Annotated in this window: 16 protein-coding genes and 1 tRNA gene; 13 read left to right on the top strand and 4 right to left on the bottom strand. The window is 59.6% G+C overall.

What is annotated here, in order from left to right; translation table 11 throughout:
* The first annotated feature begins 95 nt into the window (after window positions 1-95).
* The 10 genes from ACW9H9_RS26985 (at window position 96) to ACW9H9_RS26940 (ending at window position 8,126) form a co-directional block, all read left to right on the top strand.
* A complete protein-coding gene (locus ACW9H9_RS26985) occupies window positions 96-911 on the top strand; it encodes a substrate-binding periplasmic protein (protein WP_457346384.1) in 816 nt (271 codons plus the stop codon).
* Window positions 912-920: 9 nt separating this feature from the next.
* A complete protein-coding gene (locus tag ACW9H9_RS26980; RefSeq protein ID WP_457346382.1) occupies window positions 921-1,283 on the top strand; it encodes a DUF4398 domain-containing protein in 363 nt (120 codons plus the stop codon).
* On the top strand, window positions 1,280-2,095 hold the full coding sequence (locus ACW9H9_RS26975; RefSeq protein ID WP_457346381.1) for an OmpA family protein: 816 nt from the start codon (window positions 1,280-1,282) through the stop codon (window positions 2,093-2,095). The genes ACW9H9_RS26980 and ACW9H9_RS26975 overlap by 4 nt, the downstream gene beginning before the upstream one ends.
* A 196-nt stretch (window positions 2,096-2,291) precedes the next feature.
* Window positions 2,292-3,731 (top strand): aminotransferase-like domain-containing protein, encoded by a 1,440-nt coding sequence (locus ACW9H9_RS26970; protein WP_457346380.1) that lies wholly within the window; start codon window positions 2,292-2,294, stop codon window positions 3,729-3,731.
* Window positions 3,732-3,825: 94 nt separating this feature from the next.
* Window positions 3,826-4,326: a translation initiation factor 2 gene (locus ACW9H9_RS26965; protein ID WP_457346378.1), complete on the top strand. Its 501-nt coding sequence runs from the start codon at window positions 3,826-3,828 to the stop codon at window positions 4,324-4,326.
* 161 nt (window positions 4,327-4,487) lie between these two features.
* Window positions 4,488-4,742: a YkgJ family cysteine cluster protein gene (locus ACW9H9_RS26960; protein WP_457346376.1), complete on the top strand. Its 255-nt coding sequence runs from the start codon at window positions 4,488-4,490 to the stop codon at window positions 4,740-4,742.
* 44 nt (window positions 4,743-4,786) lie between these two features.
* Window positions 4,787-5,392, top strand: a complete 606-nt coding sequence (locus ACW9H9_RS26955) for an START domain-containing protein (protein WP_457346375.1) — start codon at window positions 4,787-4,789, stop codon at window positions 5,390-5,392.
* A 103-nt stretch (window positions 5,393-5,495) separates the two neighbouring features.
* Window positions 5,496-5,732: a hypothetical protein gene (locus tag ACW9H9_RS26950; RefSeq protein WP_457346373.1), complete on the top strand. Its 237-nt coding sequence runs from the start codon at window positions 5,496-5,498 to the stop codon at window positions 5,730-5,732.
* A gap of 212 nt (window positions 5,733-5,944) precedes the next feature.
* On the top strand, window positions 5,945-6,286 hold the full coding sequence (locus ACW9H9_RS26945) for a ribonuclease E inhibitor RraB (protein WP_457346371.1): 342 nt from the start codon (window positions 5,945-5,947) through the stop codon (window positions 6,284-6,286).
* Window positions 6,287-6,716: 430 nt separating this feature from the next.
* The gene (locus tag ACW9H9_RS26940; protein ID WP_457346370.1) at window positions 6,717-8,126 is read left to right on the top strand and encodes a circularly permuted type 2 ATP-grasp protein; all 1,410 of its coding nucleotides are present in this window, start codon (window positions 6,717-6,719) and stop codon (window positions 8,124-8,126) included.
* Window positions 8,127-8,180: 54 nt separating this feature from the next.
* Here ACW9H9_RS26940 and ACW9H9_RS26935 read toward each other — a convergent pair whose 3' ends face one another.
* On the bottom strand, window positions 8,181-8,987 hold the full coding sequence (locus ACW9H9_RS26935) for a c-type cytochrome (RefSeq protein WP_457346369.1): 807 nt from the start codon (window positions 8,985-8,987) through the stop codon (window positions 8,181-8,183).
* A gap of 718 nt (window positions 8,988-9,705) precedes the next feature.
* Between ACW9H9_RS26935 and ACW9H9_RS26930 the strand changes: the two genes are divergently transcribed.
* Window positions 9,706-10,434 (top strand): amidotransferase, encoded by a 729-nt coding sequence (locus ACW9H9_RS26930; protein WP_457346368.1) that lies wholly within the window; start codon window positions 9,706-9,708, stop codon window positions 10,432-10,434.
* Window positions 10,435-10,478: 44 nt separating this feature from the next.
* Here the strand turns inward: ACW9H9_RS26930 and ACW9H9_RS26925 are convergent, their stop codons facing one another.
* The 3 genes from ACW9H9_RS26925 to ACW9H9_RS26915 form a co-directional block, all read right to left on the bottom strand.
* On the bottom strand, window positions 10,479-11,450 hold the full coding sequence (locus tag ACW9H9_RS26925) for a magnesium and cobalt transport protein CorA (RefSeq protein WP_457346367.1): 972 nt from the start codon (window positions 11,448-11,450) through the stop codon (window positions 10,479-10,481).
* Window positions 11,451-11,517: 67 nt separating this feature from the next.
* Window positions 11,518-12,240 (bottom strand): lysophospholipid acyltransferase family protein, encoded by a 723-nt coding sequence (locus tag ACW9H9_RS26920; RefSeq protein WP_457346366.1) that lies wholly within the window; start codon window positions 12,238-12,240, stop codon window positions 11,518-11,520.
* Window positions 12,241-12,324: 84 nt separating this feature from the next.
* On the bottom strand, window positions 12,325-13,014 hold the full coding sequence (locus ACW9H9_RS26915) for a crotonase/enoyl-CoA hydratase family protein (RefSeq protein WP_457346364.1): 690 nt from the start codon (window positions 13,012-13,014) through the stop codon (window positions 12,325-12,327).
* Between the two features lie 322 nt (window positions 13,015-13,336).
* Between ACW9H9_RS26915 and ACW9H9_RS26910 the strand changes: the two genes are divergently transcribed.
* Window positions 13,337-13,426: transfer RNA gene (locus ACW9H9_RS26910), tRNA-Ser, on the top strand.
* Between the two features lie 403 nt (window positions 13,427-13,829).
* Window positions 13,830-14,156: a DUF262 domain-containing protein gene (locus ACW9H9_RS26905; RefSeq protein ID WP_457346363.1), complete on the top strand. Its 327-nt coding sequence runs from the start codon at window positions 13,830-13,832 to the stop codon at window positions 14,154-14,156.
* Window positions 14,157-14,175 lie beyond the last annotated feature (19 nt).

Genomic DNA, 14,175 nt, shown 5'->3' with positions numbered 1-14,175 from the left:
CATCCATTAAACCGGCGTTCTTGTTTCTGTCTTTCCCGGGATTCCGTGAAGAACCTTTTTTTTGCGCGCCTTTTTTGAACACCGGAGAAACTGCCATGCAACTGCGCCTTTGCACCCTACTGCTGGGCGTTTGCCTGCTGCCAAGCCTGGCGTTGGCGGCCGGCAAATGCGAGCGGCTGGTGATCACCGGCAGCCCCGATGCGCCGCCTTTGCTCTGGCGCGACCCGCAAGACCCCACGCACCTGATCGGCGCCACCGCGGATGTGTTGCAGCAAGTGGCCAGTGACCTGGGCCTGAAAATAGACCTGCTCTACGGCGGCAAACGCAGCCTGGCCCAAGAAGAAGTGCGCAGCGGGCGCATGGACATCCTCGCGGACGCACCGATGAGCCTCGGCGCGCTGGACGCCTTCGACTACATCCACCCCGCCGTGGTGCAACTCAATTACCTGGTGTGGACCCGCAAGGATTCGACCTTGGCCTACAGCCAGCCCGGCGACCTGCACGGGCACAAGGGCGCGGTGTCCGAAAAGGCCCGGTTGAGTGCCGGTTTCGACGCCTTTGCCAGTGAGCACCTGGACCTGCAACGCTTGCCCACCCTGACCCCGGCCTTCCAGAAACTGCTGCTGGGCGAAGTGGACTACGTGATCGCGGGGCGTTATTCGGGCATGGCCATGGCCCAGAGCCTGGGCATGAGCAACGACCTGTCGGCCCGCGAAATACCTGTCGACCAGCCGGGTCTGTACCTGGCGATTTCCCACAACTCGGCCTGCAATGATCCGTGGTTGCGCGGACAGCTCGCCAAAAAGATGACAGAATTGCCCGCGTCCGGTCTGGCGCAAGCGGCATTGCAGCGCAACCTTGAGCGTTGGAAAGCGCAATTGCAGCAACCCGTCGGCACCCCAACACAGTAGGGATTTTACGTGACACTTCGACCTCTTTTTGCGGCCCTCGCCGTTGTCGCCCTGGCGGGATGTGCAGCCGATCCTGCGCCGAATGAGCAAATTCGCCTCACCCGCCAGGCCCTGGAGCAAGCTAGTGCCGTGGGCGCCACCGTCCAGGAATCACCCGAGCTGACAGTGGCCGAAGGCAAGTTCGCCCGGGCCCAGGCCGACATGGCCAAACAGTCCTACAAGAACGCGCGCATGCAGGCCGAGGAGGCCGAGCTGGACGCCCGCCTGGCCGAAGCCAAAGTGTTGACCGGAAAAAGCCAGGAACAATTGAACGTGCTCAATACCCGCATTACCCGTCTGCGCAAACAGTTGCAGTTGGGAGAAGCCCAATGAGCCCGCTACTGCGTGGATTGAGCGGTGCCGTGCTGCTGGGCAGCGTGGTGTTGGGCGGTTGCGCCACCCACCCCGACAGCGATGCCGCCCTGCAACAAGCCAACGACGACTTCCAGAAGGTCAAGGAAGATTCCAACGTGCTGCGTATCGCGCCCAAAGACGTGATCCGCGCCGGTGAATCCCTGGCCCGTGCCGATCGGTTTTCCAACTATTGGGGCAACGGCGCCGACGTGGCGCACTACGCCTACCTGAGCCAGCGCTACAGCGCGATTGCCCGTGAACACACCGAGCAGGCCTTGAACAAGGAACGCGGCGCCAAGCTGGAGCTGGAACGCCAACGCCTGCAACTGGCCCTGCGTGAAAGCAAACTGGTCAGTGTGCAGCAGCAAGGCAAGTGGCTCGAAGAGCAGATCGCCAGCCTCACCACCACCCAGACCGATCGCGGCCTGGTGATGACCCTGGGCGACGTGCTGTTCGACACCGGTGAAGCCGAACTTAAAAGCTCTGCCAACCGTACCGTGCTCAAAGTCGTGCAGTTTTTGCAACTCAACCCCAAGCGCGTGGTGCGCATTGAGGGCTACACCGACAGCACAGGCGGCCAGCCGGAAAACCTCAAGCTGTCCAAAGACCGTGCACAAGCGGTGGCGGACGTGCTGGTGGACCTGGGCATCGATGAGCAGCGCATCGAGGTGCAAGGCTACGGCGACCAATACCCCGTGGACGTCAACGCGTCGGAGCGGGGCCGGGCGCAGAATCGCCGGGTCGAGATCGTGTTCTCCGATGAAAAGGGCCAGTTGGGCGCCGCCCGTTGACCCCGGCGCGATAAACCCGAGCCCGGCCATTGGTCGGGCTTTTTATTACCGCCGATTTTTTGTTCACGGCACTGACAGTTTTTCCTGTCACTGGCGCAAAGGCTCGACTATCGTGACAACTGTCCCCGTACACTTCTAAACTGTGCCGGTATGTTTCACACAAAAATAAAATACCCGTGAAATCGAGTGCTGCGTCATGACCAACCTTTTGCTTTACCAACGTATCGCCCAGCAACTGGCTGAGGATATCCGACGCGGTGTCTACCAGCCGGGCGAGCGCGTGCCGTCGGTGCGCAAAATGAGCTCCCAGCTCAACGTCAGCCACGCCACGGTGTTGCAGGCCTACGCGAACCTGGAAGACCAGGGCCTGATCCGCGCACGGCCGCAGTCCGGCTACTACGTGCACCAGACGCCGGCGCTCACCGCGCCGACGCCGGACATCGCCCGCGTGGAGCGGCCCGGGTTGGTCACCCGCAGCAGCATCATTCAGCAAGTGCTCGTGGAGTCGCGGCGCGAAGGGGTGTTCCCGCTCGGCGCGGCAGTGCCCAGTGTCGACTACCTGCCGGTGCGGGCATTGCACCAGCAACTGGCCAAGGTCACGCGCTTTCAGAGCCCGCGTGCGTTCAGTTACATGTTCAGCCCGGGTTTTGAGCCACTGCGCCGCCAAGTGGCGATTCGCATGCGCGATGCGGGCGTGGTGGTCGACCCCTCCGAGGTGGTGATTACCCACGGATGTGTGGACGCCTTGCAGATGTCATTGCGCGTGCTGACCCGGCCGGGCGACCTGATTGCGGCGGAATCACCGACCTATTACGGCTTGTTGCAGTTGGCTGACTTGCTGGGCCTCAAAGTCATCGAGATCCCCAGTGACCCCGCCACAGGCATGAGCCTGGAGGCCCTGCAACTGGCGGCCAACCAGTGGTCGATCAAGGCGCTGGTGTTGACCACGCGCTTGAGTAACCCGCTGGGCGGGACCATGCCTGAAGAGCGGCAGAAACAGTTGCTGCGCCTGGCATCGGACTTCGACATCCAGATCGTCGAGGACGATATCTACGGCGAACTGATGTTTGAACTGGGCCGCACCAAGGCCCTGAAAGCCTACGACCGGCTGGACCGGGTGATCTACTGCTCCAGCTTCTCCAAAACCCTGTCGCCGGGGGTGCGCATTGGTTGGATGATTGCCGGCAAGTACCAGCAGGAAATCCAGCGCCTGCAAATGTTCAGCACCCATTCGGCCTGCAGCGTCACCCAGATGGGCGTGGCGGCGTATCTGGAAAACGGTGGCTACGACCGGCACCTGCGCTATATCCGCCAGGAGTACCGCAAGAACCTCAGCGCCTTCCAGCTGGCGGTGCAGCAGTATTTTCCCGAAGGCACGCAAATGAGCCGTCCCACCGGGGGGTTCATCCTGTGGGTCAGTCTGCCGGGCCGGGTCAATACCCAGGAACTGCACGTGCGCGCGCTGCAGCAAGGCATCAGCATTGCGCCGGGGCTGATCTTCAGTAACACCGAGCAATTCAACCATTGCATCCGCCTCAACTGCGCCACGCCGTGGAACCGCGAGGCCGAACGCGCGTTGATGACCCTGGGCATGCTCGCCAGCCAGTTGTGTCAGGAAGCCACGGGCGGATTCTGACGCGGTGAATGGGGACGATGGCTAATTAGCATGCTTGTCATGCTGCCCCCAACAAGCGAGCATATGGCCTTCTGCCGTTAATGCTGTTGGCGATATGACATCTACTCTTCCCGCTGTGTTGATGATCGGTCTGTTGAGCCTGTGGGGCGCCAGCCCCGCGCAGGCCGCCCCCGTGAGCGAGCAGGCACCGGCCGCCCACAGCGCGGGCAAACCTGCGGCCACGCCCAAACCAGCCCCGGCGAAAAAAGCCCCCGCCAAGCAGCCCGCGGCCAAAAAAGCGGCCCCGGCCAAGAAACGCGCTCCGGTTGCCAGCAAATCCAAATCGGCCCGCGAGGTGGCCCAGACCCAACTGCCGCCCGCCACGCTGGACCTGAGCCTGCCGGTGGAAATGGTGCGGCACTTGCAGCCGCTGGGCGCGTCACCGCCGCCGAAAAAAGTCCCGCTGTTGCCGCCGATGTTTGGCGAAAAACCCACCGACAATAGCGCTTTCCAGATCAATGGCCGGCTGCTCAGCAACGAAATGCAGTTGCAACTGCGCAATGAAGAGCGGCGCGAAGTCGAAGGCGCCGCGCTGGATTTCCAGTTCAAGCAATAAACCTTTTGATAAACGTGACGTGCGTGGCTGACCTTTTGTCGCAGACTGGTCAGTCACTTTTGTTTTCGTTGAAAAACCCCCGCTGGGCCAATTTAAAACGCTTGTTTAAGGGCGTACTCTAGCCGGGCCATCCACACTGAGTCGTCGAGGATCTGCTCGTCATGAAATGCCGTGAAGGCTGTGGCGCCTGTTGCATCGCGCCCTCTATCAGCTCCCCGTTGCCGGGTATGCCCGGCGGCAAACCTGCGGGCGAACGCTGCCTGCATCTGTCGGTCGAACAGCTGTGCCAACTGTTCGGTCGCCCGGAGCGCCCGGCGGTGTGTGGGGGTTTCAAGCCAGACATCGAGGTGTGCGGCAACAGCCGCGAGGAAGCGATTAGGTTGATCGGCTGGTGGGAAGCGATGACGGCGACTTAGTGGGCTCTTCAAAGTACTGAACTTCGACAATAAGGAATAACACCATGGGTTCACTGAAACGAATGGCTGTGCTGTGCGGGTTTACCGTGCTATTTGCGGGCGCGGCGCACGCCGAAGACTGGCAAGTGGCCAAGGATGAAGACGGCATCAAGGTATCGCTCAGCGAAATCGCCGACTCCAAATACAAGGCCTATCGCGGCGTCACTACCATCAAGGCGCCTATCGACAAGATCGTGGCCTTGCAGGAAGACGTGGCGGGCGCGTGCGCCTGGATCCATGAGTGCAAATCGCAAAAACTGCTCAAGCACGAGGGTGATAAAAGCTGGACCTACACCCAGTTCAAGGCGCCATTCCCGGTGACCGACCGCGATTCCATCCTGCAAATCACCACCAGCAAGGCCGCCGACGGCACCGTGACCCGCACCCTGCTGGAAGTGCCGACCTATCAGCCTGAGGTCAAAGGTTACGTGCGTGTGGCCCAGGTGGACGGTTACTGGAAACTGGTGCCCAAAGGCGACAACCTCACCGAAGTGACCTACCAGGTGCACACCGAGCCAGGTGGCAGCGTGCCGTCCTGGCTGGCCAACAAGTTTGTGGTGGACGCGCCGTTCAACACCTTGAAGGCCCTGCGTGACCACGCGCAACAGTAAACGCAGCGGATCCAGTGCCTCGGGCCTTGAGCGGAACGTTTTTCCGGCGCTCAAGGTCCAGATAGAAGTAGGCCCCTTCATGGGCTTTATCGAGGAGGCACTGATGCAAACGTGGAACATTACCTTTGTTGACGATCACGGCGTTCGCGCTGTCGAGCAATTTACCTGCGTTGAACAGCCGAGCCTTGAAGACGCCGCGCACATGATTCGCGCCAAATTGCTGCCCGTTGCGGCAGAGCTGGACCTCAACGACCTGGAGGGCCGCACCGCCCAACCCACGGTCAAAAGCCTGAAAGAACAAAACAGCATTCAAATCCTCGACATCTCGCCTGCCGCCTGAACATTCCCTGTACACCCTTAAACAGACGCTGGTGGAGGTCAGGGCTTCGCGCTACTCTGCAAGCGAGATCAGCGAATGAATCGCTAAGGTCTGGTCTTGTCAGCTACATGCTTGTTTCCCGGAAGTCACGTTTTTGCGTCAGGCCCGCGCCCCTTCGGTGCAGGTCTTGGGAAGCACGGAAAGTCTATCCATCGGTTTGAGGAGGACGTTTCATGAGCACAGCCTATCAAGAAGACATCAGCACCCACGTGTTGCGCCGCATGAAAGAGGGCGGCTTCGACTTCTCCCGTTTCCACCCCATTGAGTTCTACGCCATTTTCCCGGATGAGGAACGGGCGCGTCGGGCTGCGGGCCGGTTTCGTGGAGAATCCCTGAATGCCCAGGTCAGCGCGCGCGACGACGGCGCCTGGCACCTGGAGTTGAGCAAGATCATGTTCGCGACCTACGACGGCATAGGAGATTTCGAGCAAGACTTTGAAGCGGTGGTCGAACCGCTGGGCGGCATCCTCGAAGGATGGGGCGTGAAGCAGGAGGTGCGTGGTTTACCCATGTAGCGCAATGCACGACGCAGCGTATCGGCTGGCCTCTGGGCTGGCCGATTTTGTTTAGGGCCCGCTTTATTGCGCGCAAAAAAAACCACCCAAGTAGGGCGGTCAAAGGGAAGATCGAAAAAAGAGAGGAGCCGATCAGTCCATACGGTGTCACGTTACCCATGGAGCGCAGGGTGTTGCTGTAGGACACGTCCTGTTCAGCCGATGTGGGCGATTATCCGCAACGTTTGCCGGGCAGTGAAATCAACTCTGACTATGCTGTTGATAGTTTTGACCCGCATTGCAATCAAGTGCGGGCCATGGCAGCGGGCCGCGCAGGCACCAGGACGGTGTGACGGCGCCCGGTGCCGTTCGATGGATTGACCCCAAAGTGTTTATGCCGATGGCACGGGCATCGCGACGACGGTCGCGCCTGGGTGACAAGGAGTACGGCATGATCCGCACTTACGACGAGATGTACGACGGGGCAGGGCAGGTGCGCCCCCATTGCCGCGAACTCGCCCGCTGGCTGGCCGCGATGCCTGCCCGGCAGATAGCCCAGCACCAGCGTGCCGCCGAACGACGGCTACGGGACGTGGGCGCCACGTTCAGCCTTTACGGTGATGAGCAGGGCACCGAGCGTCTGATCCCCTTCGACCTCATCCCGCGCCTGATTCGCGCCGATGAATGGCGTGTGATTGAGCGCGGGTGTATCCAGCGCGTGCAGGCGCTGAACCGGTTTCTCGCCGACCTGTACCACGACCAACGCATCATCAAGGCGGGGATCGTGCCCGCCGAATATGTGCTGGCCAACGAGCACTATCAACAGGCGATGCAGGGCCTGGACCTGCACCGTGAGGTGTATTCCCACGTCAGCGGTATCGACCTGGTACGCGATGGCGACGGCACTTACTACGTCCTGGAAGACAACCTGCGCACGCCCAGCGGTGTCAGCTACATGCTGGAAGACCGCAAGCTCATGACAGGCCTGTTTCCTGAATTGTTCGCTGCCCAGCGTATCGCCCCCATCGACCACTACCCCGACCTGCTGCTCGACACCCTGAAAAGCGCCAGCCCGCGAGATAACCCCACCGTGGTGCTGCTCACGCCCGGCTGTTACAACAGCGCGTACTTTGAACACACCGGCCTCGCCCGGGACATGGGCGTGGCCCTGGTAGAAGGCGCGGACCTGTTCGTGCGTGATGAGCGGGTGTACCGGCACACCCCCGAAGGCCCGCAAGCGGTGGACGTGATTTACCGGCGCCTCGACGATGCGTTTCTCGACCCTCTGGCCTTCAACCCCCACTCCGTGCTCGGCGTGCCAGGCCTGCTGGCGGCCTATCGCAGCGGCAACGTGGTGCTGGCCAATGCCATCGGCACCGGCGTTGCGGACGATAAGTCGGTGTACCCTTTCGTACCGGAAATGGTGCGTTTTTACCTCGACGAGGAACCGATCCTGAGGAATGTTCCGACCTTCCAGTGCCGTAAGCCCGACGAGTTATCCCACGTTTTGGCCCACCTGCCGCAGTTGGTGGTCAAGGAAACCCAGGGCTGTGGCGGCCATGGCATGTTGGTGGGGCCTGCGGCCACGGCGGCCCAGATCGAGGACTTCCGCCAGCGCATCAAGGCACGCCCTCACGGGTACATCGCCCAGCCGACCTTGAGCTTGTCCACCTGCCCGACCTTTGTCGACAGCGGTATTGCACCGCGTCATATCGACCTGCGACCGTTTGTACTCTCCGGGGAACATACCCGCGTCGTGCCCGGCGGCCTTACCCGGGTGGCGCTGCGCGAAGGGTCGTTGGTGGTCAACTCATCCCAGGGCGGCGGCACCAAAGACACGTGGGTGATGCAGGACGCGTAGACGCAGATTGCGGCCGAGTCGGGTGTAGTCCCTGTTCCCGACGGGCAGTAGGCATTAGGGCTGCACTTTGCGCCCGGCCATGTGCTTCAAGTACCCCACCAGCAAATCCAGCTCCCCGTCCGGCAATACGCCGGGGGCAAACGCTGGCATCTTCGCTTGTGGCCAATGCCTCAGGCTTTGCGGGTCACGGATGTAACGCTTGAGAAAATCCCCGCTGAAATATTCCGTGGGGTTGTAGGGAATGTTCAGGTCGGGGCCCACTTGCGCGTCCCCCGCGCCATTGAGCCGGTGACACGCCAGGCAGTTTTTTTGAAACAGCGCGAACCCTTGGTTGATCGGGTCGTTGGCGGCCAGCGCCGGGTCTGGCAACAACGCTGGAAACCGGTCGGCCACGGTCTTCAGTTGTTTGATCGAGGAGACTTGAAACGGCCACTGCTCAGGGCTGATGGGCCCGGCTTGCGGGTCGGTCCACACCAGGTAAAACGGGCCCGCGCTGGGTTTGCCGTCTGCCAGCGGCGGCCAGGGGTGTGCAGGGTCTTCGATTGCCAGCCATGCCCGTGCACCGGTCTTGGACCGCAGCGGCGCAGCGTCCAGCTCTGCGGCGAAGCCATCGAGCGCGACGGCTTGCAGATGGTTGTGCGGGGTGATGCCGGGCAACAGCGCCGCTAATGGCACTGCACGATACGTCATCTCGCGTTTGTAGGACACGTCATCAACGATGTGCACCGTTTGTACATCCGGGTGCTTGAGCAGCTCGGCGGTCTGCCAGGTCTTGCTGGTGTGATCGAGTTCGACGGTCAATGGCGCGGCAGAGGCGGGCAACGCCAGCAACAGGGCCAGCAGGACAATAAGCTGTTTCAAGAAAATAACCCCGGATGAGTGTGACGCAAAACCCTCACCTTACCGGAAAACCCCCGCTAACCGGCACGCAAAACGGCAGCCCTACAACGGGACCGCGTGACGCAATGTCCCGGCAGAGGCTGCCAAAGATCGCACTGCTGGCGCTGTCGCCGCGCCAGACATGGGGTAGGGGTGAGTCACCCAATGACCTTGGTCAAATTGGGCACAATCAGGATCAGAGTGGTGACGAACAGGATGAGTCCCGCTTGACGAACTTTCGAATGCTTGAACATGGCTGACTGCCTTTTGTTGTTATTCCTGACCATCAAATACGTGCCGGTCAATTTCACTATGACCGTGCGACATGACTTTTTTCTTACAGGCACTCCGGCAAAACCCGGCAGTTACCTCTTACAGATTCAACCTTAGAGCGCGCGTTCTTGGCGGCTTAGACCCATTTAGTCTCAATAAATAACGTAATTAGCTAAAAACGCTATGAGGCCTATTGCCATCTTCGCGCCAGCCCCATAGCTAGACAGCTTAAACGATTAATCAGGGTATTTTCATAGCTACCTACCGTTCGTCCGAGTGTGTGGGCCGAGGTCGATGCACCTTCAATGGCACCTGACTGAACGTGACGTGCTGACGTTTTTGAGCCGGTGTGGGCTTGCCTTGCGGGGGTATTTCAAGGCAGGCTCTGGGGTGTTCATTATTCCCATCGCCGTGTCAGGTATTTTTTATGTCGTTACGCGTGTGCATCCTGGAAACCGATATCCTGCGCCCGGCGCTGATCGATCAGTACAAAGGCTACGGGCAGATGTTCAAGAACCTGTTCTCCAAGCAGCCCATTGCCGCTGAATTCGTCGTGTACAACGTGGTGCAAGGCCAGTACCCGGCAGATGAAGAAGTGTTCGACGCGTACCTGATCACCGGCAGCAAGGCCGACTCGTTCGGCACCGACCCATGGATCCAGACCCTCAAGACCTACCTGCTGACGCGTTACGAGCGCGGCGACAAATTGTTGGGCGTGTGCTTTGGCCACCAGTTGCTGGCCTTGCTGCTGGGCGGCAAGACCGAGCGCGCGAGCAAAGGCTGGGGCATGGGCATCCATGACTACACGCTCAACGCCAAGGCCCCGTGGATGAGCCCGGTGGTGGAAGAGTTGACTCTGTTGATCAGCCACCAGGACCAGGTGACCACCCTGCCGGAAAACGCCACGGTGATCGCCTCCAGCGAGTTCTGCCCGTTTGCGGCGTATCAGATCGAAGACCAGGTGCTGTGCTTCCAGGGGCACCCGGAGTTTATCCACGACTATTCCCGCGAGTTGCTGGAGATTCTTCAGACAACCCTGGGTGAAAAGGTCTACACCCACGGCGTGGCCAGCCTGGAACGCGCTCACCACGGTGTCACCGTGGCCGAGTGGATGATGCGTTTTGTCGAGCACAAGCCGCACACAGGCGCTGCCTGACACTCGAGCGCGGTGGGCGCTCGCCAGCAGCCCACCGCTTCACCTCACAGCCAGCCCGACCGCTTGAAGCTCGCCCACAAGCCGGTACAGCCCAGCGCGATCACCCCCAGCACGGTGAAATACCCGTAGTGCCACTGCAACTCCGGCATGTTCTGAAAGTTCATCCCGTAGATCCCGGCAACCGCCGTCGGGAACGCCAGAATCGCCGCCCAGGCTGCAAATTTGCGCTGCACCACACTCTGGCGTGACGCCTCCAGCAACACGCCGATTTCGATGGTCTGGCTGGCGATGTCGCGCAAGGTGGACAGGTCTTCCATCTGGCGCGTGACATGAATCTGCACATCCCGAAAATACGGGCGCATGTTCTTGTCAATAAACGGAAAGCTCAGCTTTTGCAGCTCCTCGCTGATCTCCACCATCGGCGCCACGTACCGTCGCAGCCGCAGCACATCGCGGCGCAGCCCGTGCAGGTTTTGGATGTCGCGCTCATTGAGTGAGTCGCACAACACGTTGCGTTCCAGTTCGTCGATCTCGGCGTGAATCGCCTCGCTCACTGGCTGGTAGTTTTCCGTGACGAAATCCAGCAGGGCATACAGGACAAAATCTTCCCCATGCTCCAGCAGCAGCGGACGTGCCTCACAGCGCTGGCGCACATAGCCGTAGGACGCTGAATGCCCGTTGCGGGCGGTGATGATGTAGCCGTTGCCGGCGAAGATATGGGTTTCGATAAACACCAGCTTGCCGTTCTCGCGCACCGGGGAGTAGGTCACGATAAACAGTGCGTCGCCAAAGGTTTCAAGCTTGGGCCGGCTGTGTTTTTCCAGGGCGTCCTCAATGGCCAGTTCGTGCAGATTGAACTGGCGTTGCAGGTTGGCCAGTTCCTGAGCGTTGGGTTCCTCCAGGCCGATCCACACAAAGTGCCCGGGTTTGGCGGCCCAGGCCGCGCCTTCATCAAGGGTGATATCAGTGACTTTCTTACCGGCGCTGTAAACGGCTGCCGCAACAACTCTACCCATAATGCACTTCGCTTCTTGTTGGGAGGGACGGGTGTTGGGCAGCTTAGCGTGAACCGAGTTCGCCTGTTCAGGCACTTTCTTGCTGTTGCTCCATCGCTTCGATGCACGCATGCATTTGCTCGCGACAGGCCTGCATTAACGTTGGAATGTCATCCGTGGTCATCCCGGTTGTAGGAATAGCTGGCAGTGAACGAATCAACACCTCGCCACTGTTCCAACGATTGAGTTGCAGGTGGCTGGCATATTTGTTGGCGCACACGGGAATGATCGGCACGCCAGCGGCAATCGCCATCTGGAACGCGCCTTTTTTGAACGGCAACAACGGCCGTCCCAGGTTGCGCGTGCCCTCGGGAAATACCCAGATGGACGTGTCTTTTTGTTGCAAGGTTTTGACGGTGGCCAACATCGAGCGGCGCGCTTTGTAGGCATTGCTTCGATCTACCAGCACATTGCCCGCCAACCAGAAGATCTGGCCAAAGAACGGCAACCACTTCAGGCTTTTTTTGCCCATGGCCACGGTACGCCGGGGCACGACGGTGCCAAACACAAACAGGTCATAGTTGGATTGGTGGTTGGCGATCAGCACGTAACTGCCGGCCTTGCCCTGCAGCGAGGCAACGTCGGCCCGCACCCGCAAGCCCAAAATCCACATCGCCGGCACTGCATACAGGCGCGCGCACAGGCGGCTGTTGTCCGGGTTGAAAGGGCGGCACAGCACCAGCAACAGGCCCAGCGCGCCTGCGACCAAAAAATGCACGCCCATTAAAAACATGCGTATCAAAGAGAGCATCGACACCGTCCGTTGTGACAAAGGTCGACCAGTGTACGGTCGTACACTGGGTTCGACAATTAACAAACGGACGGTCAGCGAGGGTCAGCCCAGGTGTGTCTGGTCCTGAATGATCGCGTCATCCAGCGCGTCCAACAGCGCCTTGCGCACCTTGAGCTTGGTGTGTTTATGGGCGCTCATGTTGATCTTTTGCAACTGACGCGCCGCGTCCAGGGCCGCTGCCTGCAAATCATCCGGCGCCACTACCTTGTCGAGGAACCCGGCGCTGACGGCGTCCTGCGGGTTAAACATCTCGGCGTTGATCACCGAACGATGAAACGCCGACTTGCGCAGGCGATCGCGCGCCAACTCGATACCGGCGTGGTGCATGGTCATGCCGATCATCACTTCGTTGAGACCAATGCTGAAGGGCCCGTCCACCCCGATGCGGTAATCGGCCGACAACAGCAAAAACGCGCCCTTGGCCACCGCATGCCCAGGGCACGCGACAATCACCGGGAAGGGGTGCGACAACAACCGGCGCGCCAGGGTAGACCCCGCCGTCACCAGGCTCACCGCCTCTTTAGGGCCAGCGGTCATCACCTTCAAGTCATACCCCCCGGACAAAATCCCCGGCGTACCCGTGATGATCACCACCGCCCGATCCTTTTCGGCCTGGTCCAGCGCTTCATTAAACGCCGCGATGACCGCTGGCGAAATAGCGTTGACCTTGCCATTGCTCAAGGTCAGGGTCGCGATACCGTCTTCGAGGTGGTAGGCAATCAAATCACTCATGACGCGATTCCTTGTGATGCGTGTAAGGGAAGAATAGGCAGCAGACGTTACCCACCCCATCCCGCCCGGTAAAGCGCCGTGACTGACTGCCCAGTCAGACTTTTCCCGCATATCCGCCCGTAGGCGGCCTGCACACGGGCGTCGGCGCCAGGCGAGATACCCGTCGCCGCTGCTCAAGAACGGCGCCATTGGCAGGGCGCGCAGGAGGCCCATCGGGATAACCGGCTAAGCGCATGAAAATTCTGAAAAAAACCTTTGCCATCAGCCAGCCTTTCGACTACATTAGCGCGCCTCGACAGACTGAACTGGTTTGCCGAGATACGGTGAAGTGTCCGAGTGGCTTAAGGAGCACGCCTGGAAAGTGTGTATACAGGAAACTGTATCGAGAGTTCGAATCTCTCCTTCACCGCCATATTCAGTAAACGCAAACCCCTGATTTTCCTAGAGAAAGTCGGGGGTTTGTGGTTTTTGGCGTCTGAAAAATGGTCATATGGGACTGGCATGGTACTGGTGCGCCAATTTTGTGCGCAGGAGGGAGCGGCGTTGAGCCTGTATAAGGTTGATGCCTATGTGATCTGTCCTCCTCAAACGGCTTTAGGGACGTGTTGGGTCGGGGCTTAGAAAATATCTCGACTACGATTAAGTGTTGACACCCGGATTAATAACTTGGGTAGGGCAGCGTGCCGAAGAGATTTCACTCTAAAAAACTGGGGAAGCTAATTTTTAGCTCCAACGGCCTGAAACGGAGTAGTGGATTCTATAGAAAGAAGTCGAGTACATTGACATCATCTAAAATGCGAGTAGGGAAGAGTCGTATGGAGTATCAGCATTATTCAATTCGTAAAATTCTTGATGCAGTTGTGTCTGGAGAGATTCGTATTCCTGCATTTCAGCGTGGCTTTGTTTGGGAAATGGACAGAGTCGCATATTTACTTGATAGCGCTTACAAGGGGTACCCCTTTGGCTCGTTGCTGTTTTGGCGCACTAAACAACAACTGACGACGGAGCGGAATCTAGGTACATTTACGCTGCCAGAACCTCATGCAGACTATCCAATTGATTATGTTCTTGATGGCCAGCAACGGCTAACTTCGATTTTTACAGTAGGCGGTTGCAGGAACCGAGTGCAACACGGTCATTGAATTGAAGAGGGGGCCTCAT

The organism is Pseudomonas sp. SDO5215_S409, from assembly GCF_054071325.1.
The sequence above is the reverse complement of the archived record's forward strand: the minus strand, read 5'-3'. Positions and strand labels throughout refer to the sequence as shown.

Coding starts and splice junctions, on each gene's coding strand:
- ACW9H9_RS26985 (WP_457346384.1), top strand. CDS start 96: ATGCAACTGCGCCTTTGCACCCTACTGCTGGGCGTTTGCCTGCTGCCA.
- ACW9H9_RS26975 (WP_457346381.1), top strand. CDS start 1,280: ATGAGCCCGCTACTGCGTGGATTGAGCGGTGCCGTGCTGCTGGGCAGC.
- ACW9H9_RS26970 (WP_457346380.1), top strand. CDS start 2,292: ATGACCAACCTTTTGCTTTACCAACGTATCGCCCAGCAACTGGCTGAG.
- ACW9H9_RS26965 (WP_457346378.1), top strand. CDS start 3,826: ATGACATCTACTCTTCCCGCTGTGTTGATGATCGGTCTGTTGAGCCTG.
- ACW9H9_RS26960 (WP_457346376.1), top strand. CDS start 4,488: ATGAAATGCCGTGAAGGCTGTGGCGCCTGTTGCATCGCGCCCTCTATC.
- ACW9H9_RS26955 (WP_457346375.1), top strand. CDS start 4,787: ATGGGTTCACTGAAACGAATGGCTGTGCTGTGCGGGTTTACCGTGCTA.
- ACW9H9_RS26950 (WP_457346373.1), top strand. CDS start 5,496: ATGCAAACGTGGAACATTACCTTTGTTGACGATCACGGCGTTCGCGCT.
- ACW9H9_RS26945 (WP_457346371.1), top strand. CDS start 5,945: ATGAGCACAGCCTATCAAGAAGACATCAGCACCCACGTGTTGCGCCGC.
- ACW9H9_RS26940 (WP_457346370.1), top strand. CDS start 6,717: ATGATCCGCACTTACGACGAGATGTACGACGGGGCAGGGCAGGTGCGC.
- ACW9H9_RS26930 (WP_457346368.1), top strand. CDS start 9,706: ATGTCGTTACGCGTGTGCATCCTGGAAACCGATATCCTGCGCCCGGCG.
- ACW9H9_RS26925 (WP_457346367.1), bottom strand. CDS start 11,450: ATGGGTAGAGTTGTTGCGGCAGCCGTTTACAGCGCCGGTAAGAAAGTC.
- ACW9H9_RS26920 (WP_457346366.1), bottom strand. CDS start 12,240: ATGCTCTCTTTGATACGCATGTTTTTAATGGGCGTGCATTTTTTGGTC.
- ACW9H9_RS26915 (WP_457346364.1), bottom strand. CDS start 13,014: ATGAGTGATTTGATTGCCTACCACCTCGAAGACGGTATCGCGACCCTG.
- ACW9H9_RS26905 (WP_457346363.1), top strand. CDS start 13,830: ATGGAGTATCAGCATTATTCAATTCGTAAAATTCTTGATGCAGTTGTG.